This is a genomic window from Aeromicrobium sp. (assembly GCF_049586495.1).
Taxonomy (GTDB): Bacteria; Actinomycetota; Actinomycetes; order Propionibacteriales; family Nocardioidaceae; genus Aeromicrobium.
In genome coordinates this window covers 1-12,729 of record NZ_JBAVCB010000137.1, presented here as the reverse complement: position 1 = coordinate 12,729, position 12,729 = coordinate 1, and the positions used below count along the sequence as shown (strand labels likewise).

Genomic DNA, 12,729 nt, shown 5'->3' with positions numbered 1-12,729 from the left:
CACGCTCGGTGCCGTTGATGATGAAGGTGCCCTTGTCGGTCATCAGCGGGAAGTCGCCCATGAACACGGTCTGGCTCTTGATCTCGCCGGTCTCGTTGTTCATGAACTCGGCCGTGACGAACAGCGGCGCGGCGTACGTGACGTCGCGGTCCTTGCAGTCCTCGACGGTGTACTTCGGCGGCTCGAAGCGGTGATCCCTGAACGACAGGCTCATCGTCTCGGAGAAGTCCTCGATCGGGGAGATCTCCTCGAAGATGTCCTCGAGCCCGGAGCGGGTGGAGACATCGGTGCGACCCTCGGCGAGCGACTGCTCGACCCGGGCCTTCCAGGAGTCATCGCCAATCAGCCAAGCAAAGCTGTCGGTCTGCAGAGCAAGGAGCTCTGGGACTTCGAGAGGCTCTGCAATCTTGGCGAAGGAGATACGGCGGGGCTGAACAGAAGCGGTGGAACGCGAGGCGGCCAAGAGGAGTCCTTCCAAGGGCTCGCAGTCTGGTGGCGTAAGACTGCGGTGTACTACTGGCACTGTGCGGCTGTGAATCATGCATCGCGCTGTGCGCACGCCAAACGACCCCGGTCAAGGGGAGGAGGGCATGACAAGACGAACGCGAAAGTTCAGTGTAACCCGCGAGCCACACCGAAGCAAGGCCGGGTCTTGACAAATGACCTTGGGTAAGGGAAGGTTTTTGGCTTTGCCTGCGGTTGCAGGCCGATCGGACCGCCGGCTCACAGAGCTCGGATGTCGTCGACCTTCCAGTCACCGTCGATCTTGACCATCTCGACCACGATGCGATTGCCGAAGACCGTTGCAGCGTCATCGTCCGCGAGGCGACGGTCCTGGTCGAGGAAGACCAGCACGGAGACCTTGTTGGTCGAGCACTCGTCACCGCACGGAAGGGCGGCGGCGCTGCGGGTGACCGAGGTGACCGTGATCTCGCGCTGTGGTGCGATGTCGGTCAGCGCCGGGGACACGGCATCGAACTGCTTGGCATACCCCGGCGTCATCAGCGCCTTGGAGTCGGTGGTGTGGTCCTTCAACGTGTCAAAGCTGAACGAGAAGATCGTCTCGCTCGCAGTGCGCGCCGCAGAGGCCGCTTGATCCTGGGCGTCGACGAGTGACGCACCGTTCCAGCTACGGAATCCCAGCACGCCGACGACGGCACCACCGATCAGTGCCAGTGCGGCCACGCCGATCACCCACACGTGGAACCGGGACACGGTCGAGCCAGATGATGCTCGGGAAGCCGGGCGAGCCACGGCCACGACCGGCGTTGGGGTCGCCGGGGCCTTCTTCGTCGCCGGAGCCTTCTTCGCCGCCGGAGCCTTCTTCGCCGCCGGGGCCTTCTTCGCGGCCGGGGCCTGGGTGGCCGCGGGCGTCTTCTTCTTGGCGGTTGGGGTTTTCTTCGCAGCCGCCGACTTCTTGGCAGCTGGGGTCTCGACCTTCGGGGCGATTTTGGTGGTCGGCGACTTCTTCTTGGCCGGCGGAGCCTTCTTGGCCGGGGCGGGAGTCGGCGTCTCCCCCGCGATGCGGCGCCGAGGGGGTGGCGGGGTTCGGTCGCTCATCAGGGCGTGACCTCAGCAGAAGGGGTGGCGGGGGTGGGCGATTCGGGGTCTGGTGTCGCGCCGTCGTCCTGACCGGCATCGGCAGGTTGCGCAGCGACGGACTCGAACTTGGAGACCCGCCACTCCCCCTTGACCTTCTTCACGTCGATCGACCACCGGAACTGTCGAAGGACAGCAGCATCGTTGTCGGTGTTGGTCACCTTGGCATCGACGACCGCCAGAACCACCGCCGAGTCGTCATCCATGCTGTCGATCGCCACGGCGAGAACCTGGGCGCTACCGCTCTTCTGCTTCTTGTCCTTGATCGCGGTGAAGAGGGCGTCGGTGATCTTGACGACCTCGGCCTGATACTCGGTGGTCAACAACCCGGACAGTCGGTCCTGGTACTCCTTGGGGTCCGCGACGTCGTAGGTGTTGTAGGCGACGGCGAAGTCGGTGACCCGCGCGACGACCTTCTTGGAGTCCGCGCTGTCGGTCTGGGCGCCGCCCCTTGCCGGGAGCGCAAACAGCACGCCTCCCGCGATCGCGAGGACGAGCCCGAGCACGCCCAGGGTCCAGGCGATTGGCGGGACGGTACGGCGGCTAGGAGCGTTGGTCACCGGGTGACCGGGTCGAGCAGAAGCCACGACAAAGCGTCCTTTCCGGAGTCGGCGGGCGCCGTCCGGTTCAGGAATTCTGTCTTGGACGACTGGCGATCGATGTCGTTGTTGGGAACCTTACAATCGATGCCCTGAGGCGTCGGGAAGTAGAGGTCGCTCGTGTCCGATCCATCTCGGCGATCACGGTATCCGGAGGCCTCCTTGGCCTGGCGGCCGTCGACTCCGTCCTGATAGGTGCACGGCTTGGCCGCTTCCTGCGATTCCACCAGCCCGAAGGCTGCGTCGAATTCGCCCGGCTCAGTCTCGCTCGGCTCCAGCACGCTGTATGAACCCTCGACCAGATACGGGTAGAGGATGAACGTGGCCTTCAGTCCCAGCACGTTTTCGGACAACGGCTTTCCGGCCGTGACGAAGTTGTTGATCAGGACGGTGAGGTCCTTGGTGTTCTCCTTGACCAGCAGGTTGAAATTCTTCGCACCGACCGTTCCTTGGTCGAACAGACGTCGCAGATCAGGATCGGCGTTGACGAACGACTGTGACACCAGAGCCAGGTTGCGCGAGAAGGTGCTGATCTCGCCCTGCTTGTCGAGCTGGGTCTGCAGAACCTTGCGGGAATCTTGAATCAGCGCGCGCGTGACGTCGATGTTGTCATCTGCGGCGTTGATGAACTCGTTGGACGAGTCCAAGATCGTCGAGAGATCTTCCCCGGTCCCCTCGAAGGCCTGACCGAATTCCGAGACGACCGTTCGCATGCTCTCGAGGTCGATCGACGAGACCAGTCGGTCCAGGTCGATCAGCAACGTGGTGGTGTCGATGGGGATGCGAGTGTTCTCCAACGTGACCCGGGTACCGGCCTTCAGGAAGGGCGGCTTGTTGCTGCGCGGCTGCAGGTCGACGAACTGCTCGCCGATGGCGGACTTGTTGGCCACCACGACCAGGACGTCGCCGGGAATGTCCGGAGCGCTGTTCTCGATGTCGAGGCGAGCCTCCACCCCGTTGTTCTTGAAGGTCAGCTTGCCGACCCGCCCGACCTCGATGCCTCGATAGGTCACCTGGGCGCCGGCGAAGATGCCGCCCGAATCGCTGAACTGGGCGCTGACCGGGTAGGTCCGGTCGATGAACAATCGATCGATCTGGGCGTAACGCCCACCGACGAAGGCGCCACCGATCACGGTGATGATCGCGAAGACGACCAGCTGGATGCGTGTGAGTCTTGTGGTCACGGTGACACCGCCGGCTGGAGGAGGACGGCGGCCAGGTCGGCCGATCCGCCGTCGAACGATGTGGGAGCGGTGCGGCATGATCCGAACAACCCGCACAGCATGCCGCCGGACCCGCTGCCAGAGCTGGATTCTCCCGGGCTGGTCGCGTCACCTGACGATGGCGCGCTGGCGGGGGGCTTGGCTGCCCCACCCAGACCTGGCAGCGTCAGACCCTCGATGGCCTTCTGCAGCTCGGCGACGCCGGCCCCCGCAGGAGACTTGTCAGCGCCCGCGGCTGCCGGTCCTCCCAGGGGGAGGGCGTCGAGCGCCGAGAGGTCCGCGCCGAGGAGCTGCAACAGACCCTGGATCTGGTTTGAGTCCACGTCCAGACGAATGGAGAGATTGGAATAGTCGCCGACGCAGAAGCCATCGTCTGACGCCTTGGAGGGGTTGGAACACGTGCCGAGAGCCTTGGGGAACCCGCCGACGGTGCCGTCAGCGAACGGATAGCTCAGCAGCGCCTTGAAGTCATAGGCGAAGTCGTCGACCGAGATGGCCAGGTTCCGCAAGGTGGGTACCAGCAGCTTGAAGTTGGCCACGGTGTCGGCCTTGGACTCGCGGATGACGTCGGTGGCGACGTCGCCCAAGCGGTCCAGCGCCTGCAACAGCTTGACCAGGTCGTCGCGCTGACCGTTGATGACTCGCAGGCCATCTGGCAGCTCATCCAGGGCACCAGTGATCGCGCCCTTCTGCTTGTCGGTGGCAATGGCCAGACGATTGACCTGCTCCAACGACGTGAGCAGCGATTCCTTGTTGTCATCGAGCTGACCGAGGAATTCATCGGTGGTCTTCAAGAATTCCTTGATCTCGGGCTCGTTGCCGTCCAGCGCCCGGCCCAGCTCCTTGACGATGGTGTTCGTCCGCTCCAGGCCACCTCCGTTGAACAGCAGGGACTGCGCGCTGAAGACTTCCTCGAGCTCGGGGTTGCGACCCGAGCGGGCCAGCGGGATCTTGTCGCCGTCGCCGAGTCGGCCGGTAGCGCCGGTGGTGGGCGCCGCGAGGGACACGAACTTCTCACCGAGCAGGCTGGTCTGGCGAATGGTCGCCACGGCGTTGTCAGGGAGCTTCGCATCGCTATTGATCTCCAGCGTCACGACGGCCTTCCAGCCGTCAAGCTGGATGTCGGTGACCTTGCCGACCGCGAGGTCGTTGACGCGCACGCCACTTTGCGGCACGAGGTCCAGCACATCGTTGAACTCGACCGTCACCGCGTACGGATCTGATCCGGTGTCGGCACCACCGGGCAGTGGAAGGTCATACGGGGTGAAGCCGCAGCCGCTGAGGCCCACGGCGGCAGCCAGTGCCGTTGCGGTGGTCGCCATGCGTCGGTTCCATGTCATGTCAGTTCACCGCCAGCATCTGGGCAATGGTCTGGTGGGGCTGGTTCGTCGACGAGACCGCGGCCGCACGTCCCAGTCCGGGTAGACCCTCCGGCGCTGCCAGCTCCGGCGGCGCGGGCGGTTCGCCTCCGCCACTGGGAGGTGCCGGAAGTCGACCGATCAGATCGGAGAACAGCGAGCACAGGTCGCTGTCAGGAGTCGCGCCAGCAAGGTTGCACAGCAGGATCGACGGATCCTCCTGAACCTCGCTTTCAATCTCGCTGAGGTTGTTGCGCGTGTCCAGCGTGCCTTCCCGCGGGTTGTACGCCAGCGACACGTTGACCAGGGCCGTGGGGGCGGAAACCGTGAACTTCTCGATCTCCTCGGTGCGGTTGGCCAGGGTCTGGCTGAAGACGCGCAAGTTCTTGACATTTTTGCGCAGGATGCCCCGGTTGTCCTTGACCAGCGTGTTGATGTCCACGAGCGCGAGACTCAGCTCACGCAAAGTGGCTTCGAGATCGAGGCGTTCGGCTTCCAGAACAGTCGAGACACGCGCTGTGCTGTCGTTGAAAGCCCGAACGGTCGAGTCGTTGCGGTTGAGCAGCTGGACGAAGTCGCGGACCTCGCGCAGGCTCCCGAACAGCTCTTCCTTGTTGTTCGACAACGTCTGGCTGAACTTTCCGTAGTTGCGAATCGTCTGGTTGAGCTGGGCGCCCTGGCCGTCGATCTGTCCTGCGGTGTCCTTCAGCAGACGGCTGAGTGCGCCGTCCTTGTTGGCACCCTCGGGACCGAGAGCGACCGCCAGGTCGTCGAGGGACTTGTAGATCGTGTCGAGCTCGACGGGGACCGCGGTACGGCTCACCGGCAGGAACGCATTGTCCTTCAACGCCTCACCCCCGCCGTAGGCCGGAGCCAGCTGGATGAAGCGGTCACCGACGATCGATGGCGACACCACGACGGCCTTGACATCCTGCGGAAGCCGGACGTCGCCTTCGTAGGACACCTTGACCCGCACCACGTCGCCGCGGGGGGTGATCTTTTCGATGCGTCCGACCGCGACGCCGAGAATCTTGACGTCCGATCCCTTGTAGAGCGAATTAGTCTGCGGAAAGTCAACGGTCAGGTAGCGCTTGCCGTCGCGGTTGCCGAGGGCGAGCAACAGCGCACCGACGAGAAGCAGAGCCACGGCAGCGGCCAGGATCTTGGACAGTCCTGCGAAGCGATCAGACATGCTCATGATCAGCCACCTCCCGGTGTGCCGGCGAGGTCAGTGGGGCTCAAGAGCTCGGGCACCCCTCCGAGATAGGTGTCGAACCACGGGCCGGTGCCGAGCGCGTTGGAGAAGACGGTGGTGAAGTCACCGAACTGACGCAGCGCTTCGTCCAGGCTCTCCTTGTTGCGGACGAGCACATCGGTGACCTTGGCCAGGCGAGTCAGCGCCGGGTTGAGATCGGCCTTCGTGTCCTTGACCAGCGCCCGCAGCTCGCGCGAGATGTTCTGTGTCGACACGAGCAGCTGGTGGATGGACTCACGACGATCGGCGAGTGCGCGGAACAGCACGTCGGAGTCGCGGAAGAGCGTCACCAGCTCACTGTCCTTGGAGTTGATGGCCGCGCTGACCTTCTGCAGGCTCTTCAGCAGTGTGTTGATCTGCTCGTCGCGCGCAGCGAGGTTGCTTGACAGGTTCGACACACCCTTGATCGCTCCCTGGAACTCCTCCGGTGTCGCCGCTGCGATGTCCGCGAGTGTCTCGAGGGCGCTGGCCAGCTGATCGGTGTCGATGGCTCCGGCGACCTCACTGAGCTGCTCGAAGGCCTCGACCACGTTGTACGGAGCATCGGTGCGTGACAGCGGAATCGTCGAACCCTTCTTGAGGGTGTTGGGTCCAGCCGGCTGCAGTGCCAGGAACTCGGCACCCAGCAGGGTGCGGACCCGGATGTCGGCAGTGGTCTGATCGCCCAGCTCGCTGCCCTTGTCGAGCTTGAAGGACACCAGCACCTTGTCGCCCTTGAGCTCGATGCCGTTGACGTTGCCGATCGAGACACCGGCGACTCGGACTTCGTTCCCGTCCTTCAGACCGCCGATCTCGCCGAACTCAGCCTGGTACACGTCACCGCTGCCGATGATCGGCAGCCGGTCGGCGCGGAACGACGCCAGCATGAGCGCGCCGATGACGGACAGGCCAATCACACCGATGACGGCCGTGTTGCGTTCGCGGAAAGGAATCATCGCGGGGTGCACCTTCCGCCGTTGACGGCGAAGCCGTTGGGGCCACCAAGCCGGACCGTGCGAGGGATTCCGAGATCGAGCGCTTCGGCCTCGGTCAGCTCGATGTTGGCCTTGAGCGCGCACAGGTAGAAGTTGAACTCCGAGCCACTGGACGCTCCGTTGCCGAATTTCTGCATCTTCTTGGGGAACACCTGGATGGAATCGGAGATCTGCTTGAGGTTCTTCTTCTTGCTGAGGCCGCCAGCGAAGGCGTTGAGCTGTTTGATGTCCTCACTGAGCGCCGGTCGACCCTGCACCAGCAAGTCAGCGGTCTCGTTGCTCAGATCAGAGATGGAGTCGATCGAGTCGAGGATGGCGTTCCGATCGGTCTTGAGCCCGGTGACGAACTGCTGCAACGTCTCGATCGTCTCGGTGAGCTCGTCGTCGCGGTTCCCGATGGTTTCCAGCACCGTGGAGAGGTTGGTGATGACGTCGCCGATCAACTGGTCGCGTCCGGCCAGCGTGTTGGTCAGCGAGGAGGTGGTGGCCAGCAAGTTCTCGACGTTGCCAGCTTCTCCCTGCAGTGTCTGCACGATCTCGAAGGCGAACTTGTTCAGGTCGTCGGGCGCCAGCGCCTGGAAGACCGGTTTGAATCCGTTGAGGAGCACGTTGAGGTCGAGTGCCTCCTGGGTGTTCTCCTCGCCGATCGTGGCGCCGGGCTTGAGCACAGTTGTCGCGCCCTCGGATCCCTGGGTGAGGGCGAGGTAGCGCTGACCGACCAGGTTGCGGAACTTGATCGTCACGTTGGTGTTCTGCGTCAACGGGGTGTCGGCGTCGACACTGAAGGTGATCATGGCCTTGTCTCGATTGACGATCTCCACTCGCGAGATCGAGCCGACGGCCACACCGGCAACGCGCACGTCATCACCCTTGGCGACACCCGTGACGTCGGTGAAGACTGCCTTGTACTCATTGCGATCGGCGAAGGAGCCATTGCCCAGGATCAGCATCAGCAAGAAGGTGCAGCCGCCGGTGACAGCGAGGAAGCCCGACAACTTCAGCAGGGCCGCGAAGGACTCTGCGTCGAGGAAACGCCTCATTCGACGCTCACCACCGATCCGCGCAGCAGGGGACCAATGATCAAGGAGGCGACATCCGGCACCTGGTCGGCAGACATTCCCGCACGTGCTCCAATCAGCGTGTTCAGCGCGGCCCGCTGGTAGGGGCTGTCAAGTCCGGTCATGCTCGGCTGCACCATCGACTGCATGCTCGACTGCCCGGGGGCGACGCGGTTGGATCCGGTGTCGGGGGGGAACTTGTTGTGGCTCGACCGCACGTTGACCAGCTCGTAGACCGGAGCCGGGAGCCAGAACGGGTTCTTCTGCGAGGAGAACTTGTTGGACCCCGGCTCCCTCTTCTCGGCAGGGACGATCTCGTTGAGATCCAGACAACTGGGAACTGCGGCGTTCTTCTCGTTGATGTCCATGCCGTTCTTGGCCGGTGCGCCCGTCGATGCGCCGTTGATCGCCTTGCGACTGACCACCACGTTCTCGTTCTTCTCGTACTCGGTGGGGACGGGGATGAATCGCGCGTTGATGTGCAGCATTCCGTCGCGGAAAGCACTGTCCAGGCGCGGGATGATCTGGCGCATGCCGGCCAGGAAGCACGGGAATGTCGGCGAGTGATCGGCCAACACCTGCAGCACGGGGCGGCTGTCGGCGGCCAGCTCGACGAGGTTGTCGCCATTGGCCTCGGTGAACTTGGTCAGGGTGTTCGACAGCGCTGTGCTCTCGTCGAAGAACGCGGCCAGCTGGGCGCGCTTGGCCACCAACGTGTTGCCGGTCGTGACTGAGTTGCGCAGCAGACGCCCTAGGTCGGGCATGGCGGCCGCGTAGTTGTCCGAGACGACGCCGAACTTGACCAGATCGTCGACCAGCTGCGGGACGTCCGGATTGGCCTTCTTCAGATAGCTGTTGGTGGTGACCAGCGTGTCTCCCAGCTGTTCTCCCCGTCCGTCGAGCGCGTCGGCGACGGCATTCAACGTGTAGGAGAGGTTGACCGGGTCCACCGCGGTCAGCAGCGGGTAGAGGTCGTTGAGCAGCTTCTCGACCTCGATCGGCACCTCGGCGCGGCTGATGGTGGTGCCGGCTTTCAACGACTCACCGGTCAGGTTCTCCGGCGGGATCAACGAGATGTATTTTTCACCGAACAGCGTCTTGGGAACGATCTTTGCTGTGACGCCAGCCGGGACGTCGCCGAGCAGCTCCGGCTTCATCGCCAGCGTCATCTTGACGCCATCCCCGTCGGGCTCGATGGTGCGCACCTCTCCGACGATGACGCCGAGCAGCTTGACGTCGGCGTTCTGCGGAAGATTCACCCCAGCCCGGCTGGTGCTGATCGTGATGGGCTCTGACGACACGAACTGCTTGTTGAAGAAGGCGAAGGTGAGCCAGACGAAGAACAGCAGGAGCGCGATGAATCCAGCCCCGAGGGCGCGGATCGACGTGGTGCGTTCGAGCACAGGAGTACGAGGCATGGTCAACCCGCCAATCTGACGGTCACGTTGGTGCCCCAGATCGCCATGGAGGCGAGCAGGTCGACCACGTTGATGGCCACGATCGAGGTGCGCACGGCCAGGCCCACGGCCACGCCGACACCCGCGGGTCCGCCGCTGGCGTAGTAGCCGTAGTAGCAGTGGATGAGGATCACGACGACCGCGAAGATCAGCACCTTGGCGAAGGACCACAGGACGTCGACGGGGGGAAGGAAGGTCGTGAAGTAGTGGTCGTAGGTACCTGGACTCTGCCCGTTGATCCGGGTGATGGTGAGTCGGGTGGCGAAGTACGACGACAACAGTCCCACGATGTACAGCGGCACCACGGCGACGAGGCCGGCGATCACGCGAGTGGTGACCAGGAAGGGCAGTGACGGGATGGCCATGACCTCGAGCGCGTCCACTTCCTCGCTGATGCGCATGGCACCCAGCTGGGCGGTGAACCCGCAGCCGACCGTGGCCGCCAGCGCGATGCCAGCGACGATCGGGGCGATCTCGCGGGTGTTGAAGTAGGCCGAGACGAATCCAGTGAGGGCCGACGTGCCCAGCTGGTCGAGCGCTGCGTAGCCCTGGATGCCGACCTCGGTGCCGGTGAAAAAGCACATGGCAGCGATGACGCCGACGGTGCCGCCGATGACGGCCAGCGAGCCGGAGCCGAGGGCGACCTCGGCCAGCAGACGGACGATCTCGCGTCCGTAGTGCTTGATGGTGCGAGGGACAGAAGCGAACACTCGGACGTAGAACAACATCTGGCGCCCGAGGTTGTCGAGCGCGCCCAATGGCGCCTGGGCTGCGGACGCAAGTCTGGTGTCAGCCATGGGTCACATCCCCTTCGGTGGGACGAGTTGCAGGTACATGGCCGAGATGAAGAAGTTGACGATGAACAGCAACGTGAAGGTGATGACGACGGCCTCGTTCACGGCGTCCCCGACGCCCTTGGGCCCACCCTTGGCATTCATGCCCTTGTAGGAGGCGACGATGGCGGCGATGAATCCGAAGATCAACGCCTTGATCATGCCTTGATAGATGTCGGGCAACTGAGCGAGCGCCGTGAACGACGCCAGATACGCACCTGGTGTGCCGTCCTGCAGCACGACGTTGAACACATAGCCGCCGGAGACGCCGACGACGGTGACCAGTCCGTTGAGGAAGACCGCGACCAGCATGGTGGCCAGCACGCGCGGCACGACGAGGCGCTGGATCGGGTCGATGCCGAGCACCATCATGGCGTCGAGCTCTTCACGGATGCGGCGGGCACCGAAGTCGGCCGCGATGGCCGAGCCGGCGGCACCGGCGATCAACAGTGCCGTGGCGATGGGGCCTGCCTCGCGCACCACGGCGAGGACGGCGGCGGAGCCGGTGAAGGACTGCGCACCGAACTGCTTGATGAGCCCGCCGACCTGCAAGGCGATGACGGCGCCGAACGGAATCGAGACGAACGCCGTCGGAATGATCGTGACCTTGACGATGAACCAGGCCTGGGTCAAGAACTCTTTGATCTGGAAGGGTCGCCGGAACATCGCGACGACCACGTCGAGCATGAAGGCGAACAGATTGCCGGCGACGCGCGCCGGCTTGGCGATGGTCTCAGCGCTCATGACTCACCCACCGCATGTGCACATTGTGTCACGCGACAACCGCGTTCTCGCGCTCGAAGGAACCTTCCGGTGGCACGACGCCGTTCTCGCGGCACCAGACTCCGGCTTCGCGCTGGCCGCGACGTGGCCGACCGTCCGACGGTTCGATCTGCAGAGAAATCGGTGGCAGCGGGGGCATCGCGATGCCCTTCTCGCTGGCGAGCTCGTCCGCGTCCTTCTCCTCCGACATGCCGATGGGGCCGACCATCTGCGCATTCAGGAACTGCGCCACGACCGGCTCCTTGGACGTCAGCAGCATCTCGCGAGGACCAAACATCGCCAGGTGCCGGTGGTAGAGCAGCCCGATGTTGTCGGGCACGGTGCGTGCGGTGTTGACGTCGTGCGTCACGATCAGGAACGTCGCGTCGATCTGCGCGTTGAGGTCGATGAACAACTGGTTGATGTACGACGTGCGTACCGGATCGAGGCCGGAGTCCGGCTCGTCGATCAGCAGGATCTCTGGGTCGAGGACCAGGGCTCGGGCCAGGCCGGCTCGCTTGCGCATGCCGCCGGAGATCTCGCCGGGCAGCTTGTTCTCTGCGCCAGACAGCCCGACGAGCTCCATCTTGTCCATGACGATGGTGCGGATGTCGGACTCGGACTTCTTGGTGTGCTCGCGCAACGGGAAGGCCACGTTGTCGTACAGGTCCATCGAGCCGAACATGGCGCCGTCCTGGAACAGCACGCCGAACAGCTTGCGGACCTCGTACAGCTCCTTCTCGGAGCAGTTCGCGATGTCGACACCCTCGATGAAGACGTGGCCCTCATTGGGCTTGAGCAGACCAATGAGCGTCTTGAGGAACACCGACTTGCCGGTACCGGACGGGCCGAGCATGACGGAGATCTCACCGGCGGGAAGCGTCAACGAAACGTCTTGCCAGATCAGCGCGCTGCCGAACTTCTTGGTCAATCCTTCGACGACGACTTCAACACCCACGGTGGGCCCCTCCTGCTGTCCCGCGGTTTGCCGGCTGTCGGCAAATCAACAAGTATTTGGCTGCCTCCGGTGTGATCGGAGGCACAGACATTCAACGAACCGGACCTGCCGAGGTTACGGCGGACAGCCACCGGGGTGACTGGCAGGTAACCCTGACAGGTCCGATGTAACGTACCTCACTTGCGGACCCGATGCAGACAAAATGCTGAAGGTGCCCACCCCCGATGGGGATGGGCACCTTCGCAACAGCTTGTCAGCGACAAGCCATGTCAATCGTCAAGGACGAGTCACTTGATGGTGACGCTGGCGCCGGCGGCCTCGAGGGCCTCCTTCGCCTTGTCGGCCGCTTCCTTGTTCGCCTTCTCGACGACAGGCTTCGGAGCGCCCTCGACGAGGTCCTTTGCCTCCTTCAGGCCGAGGCCGGTCAGGGTGCGAACCTCCTTGATGACCTGGATCTTCTTGTCGCCAGCGGCCTCGAGGATGACATCGAACTCATCCTGCTCGGCAGCAGCCTCGCCGGCAGCAGCGCCACCGGCAGCAGGCGCGGCGGCGGCGGCCACGGGGGCAGCAGCGGTCACGTCGAACGTGTCCTCGAACTCCTTCACGAACTCCGAGAGCTCGATGAGGGTCATTTCCTTGAATGCGTCCAGCAG

12 protein-coding genes and 1 pseudogene are annotated in these 12,729 nt (G+C 63.9%); all 13 read right to left on the bottom strand.

All coding sequences use genetic code 11. The features are described from left to right. Window positions 1-463, bottom strand: a pseudogene (locus WB508_RS07250) (DNA-directed RNA polymerase subunit beta); the annotation flags it as partial. A gap of 260 nt (window positions 464-723) precedes the next feature. Further along, entirely contained in the window at window positions 724-1,560 is an 837-nt protein-coding gene (locus WB508_RS07245) for a hypothetical protein (protein WP_423844214.1), read from the bottom strand. After that, the gene (locus WB508_RS07240; RefSeq protein WP_423844213.1) at window positions 1,560-2,159 is read right to left on the bottom strand and encodes a hypothetical protein; all 600 of its coding nucleotides are present in this window, start codon (window positions 2,157-2,159) and stop codon (window positions 1,560-1,562) included. Before WB508_RS07240 ends, WB508_RS07245 begins: the two co-directional genes overlap by 1 nt. Next, window positions 2,156-3,382: an MCE family protein gene (locus WB508_RS07235; RefSeq protein ID WP_423844212.1), complete on the bottom strand. Its 1,227-nt coding sequence runs from the start codon at window positions 3,380-3,382 to the stop codon at window positions 2,156-2,158. Before WB508_RS07235 ends, WB508_RS07240 begins: the two co-directional genes overlap by 4 nt. Beyond that, window positions 3,379-4,743: an MCE family protein gene (locus tag WB508_RS07230; RefSeq protein ID WP_423844211.1), complete on the bottom strand. Its 1,365-nt coding sequence runs from the start codon at window positions 4,741-4,743 to the stop codon at window positions 3,379-3,381. The genes WB508_RS07235 and WB508_RS07230 overlap by 4 nt, the downstream gene beginning before the upstream one ends. 19 nt (window positions 4,744-4,762) lie before the next feature. After that, window positions 4,763-5,977 carry an MCE family protein gene (locus WB508_RS07225; RefSeq protein ID WP_423844210.1) on the bottom strand — a complete coding sequence of 405 codons (1,215 nt, stop codon included), beginning with the start codon at window positions 5,975-5,977 and terminating at the stop codon, window positions 4,763-4,765. 2 nt (window positions 5,978-5,979) lie between these two features. After that, complete coding sequence (locus tag WB508_RS07220; RefSeq protein WP_423844209.1) at window positions 5,980-6,969, bottom strand: MCE family protein; 990 nt, start codon at window positions 6,967-6,969, stop codon at window positions 5,980-5,982. After that, entirely contained in the window at window positions 6,966-8,048 is a 1,083-nt protein-coding gene (locus WB508_RS07215; RefSeq protein ID WP_423844208.1) for an MCE family protein, read from the bottom strand. Before WB508_RS07215 ends, WB508_RS07220 begins: the two co-directional genes overlap by 4 nt. After that, complete coding sequence (locus WB508_RS07210; protein WP_423844207.1) at window positions 8,045-9,484, bottom strand: MCE family protein; 1,440 nt, start codon at window positions 9,482-9,484, stop codon at window positions 8,045-8,047. The genes WB508_RS07215 and WB508_RS07210 overlap by 4 nt, the downstream gene beginning before the upstream one ends. A 2-nt stretch (window positions 9,485-9,486) precedes the next feature. Continuing rightward, entirely contained in the window at window positions 9,487-10,320 is an 834-nt protein-coding gene (locus WB508_RS07205) for an MlaE family ABC transporter permease (RefSeq protein ID WP_423844206.1), read from the bottom strand. Window positions 10,321-10,323: 3 nt separating this feature from the next. Then, window positions 10,324-11,100: an MlaE family ABC transporter permease gene (locus WB508_RS07200; protein ID WP_423844205.1), complete on the bottom strand. Its 777-nt coding sequence runs from the start codon at window positions 11,098-11,100 to the stop codon at window positions 10,324-10,326. A gap of 28 nt (window positions 11,101-11,128) precedes the next feature. Then, on the bottom strand, window positions 11,129-12,076 hold the full coding sequence (locus WB508_RS07195) for an ABC transporter ATP-binding protein (protein WP_423844204.1): 948 nt from the start codon (window positions 12,074-12,076) through the stop codon (window positions 11,129-11,131). A gap of 287 nt (window positions 12,077-12,363) precedes the next feature. Beyond that, window positions 12,364-12,729: 50S ribosomal protein L7/L12 (gene rplL / locus WB508_RS07190; RefSeq protein ID WP_423844203.1), on the bottom strand; the 366-nt coding region annotated here is incomplete at its 5' end.